1 protein-coding gene is annotated in these 985 nt (G+C 65.2%); it reads left to right on the forward strand.

The window, feature by feature from the left end:
- Nucleotides 1-57: 57 nt before the first annotated feature.
- On the forward strand, nucleotides 58-985 hold a 928-nt coding region (locus tag IEY43_RS18005), incomplete at its 3' end, for an IS481 family transposase (protein ID WP_188950403.1).

The raw sequence follows: 985 nt of genomic DNA on the forward strand, positions 1-985 counted from the left end.
GCCTCCTGAGGTGGAGTGGAGCTGTCTAAGAAACCGCTTCACACACAGGAGACCTTCATGTCCCACGCTAACGCAGCACTGACCCCCAAAGCACGTTTGCGACTGGCCCGGCTCATCGTCGAGGACGGATGGAGCGTCGCCGCCGCAGCCAAGCTGTTCATGGTTTCCTGGCCCACCGCCAGACGGTGGGAACTGCGCTACCGCGAGCACGGCCCGACGGCAATGAACGACAACTCCAGCCGGCCACACACCAGCCCGAACCGCACTACCACCTCGGTGGTGAAGAAGATCGTGGCCCTGCGCTGGCGCAAGCGCCTGGGCCCAGTGCAGATCGCCTACCGGCTGGGGCTGGCCGCCTCGACCGTGCACGCGGTCCTGGTTCGGTGCCGGATCAACCGGCTGCGCTATATCGACCGGGTCACCGGCGAAAAGATCCGCCGCTACGAACACCCCTATCCCGGGGCCATGATCCACGTGGACGTCACCAAATTCGGCAACATCCCCGACGGCGGCGGACACCGGTTCCTAGGGCGGCAAGCCGGGGAACGCAACTCGCGGCTCACCGCGAACCGCACCGGGAAGCGGACCTCCAGCGGACACCCCCGGCTGGGCACGGCGTTCGTGCATACCGTCATCGATGACTACTCGCGCATCGCCTATGCCGAGATCCACCAGGACGAAAAGGCGGTCACCGCCATCGGCGTGCTCCAGCGAGCGGTGCAATGGTTCGCAGCCCGGCAGGTCACCGTTCAGAAGGTGCTCAGTGATAACGGGTCGGCCTACCGCTCCCAGGCCTGGCGTGATGCCTGTCAACAGCTGGGCGTGGTGCCGAAGCGGACCCGGCCCTATCGGCCGCAGACCAATGGCAAGGTCGAGCGGTTCCATCGGACGCTGAATGACGGGTGGGCGTATGCCAAGTTCTACGGCAGTGAATCAGCGCGCAGGGAAGCTCTGCCGGGGTGGATTCACGAGTACAATCACCACA

Origin of the sequence: Glutamicibacter protophormiae, assembly GCF_014647495.1 — a bacterium.
GTDB classification, from domain to species: Bacteria; Actinomycetota; Actinomycetes; order Actinomycetales; family Micrococcaceae; genus Glutamicibacter; species Glutamicibacter protophormiae.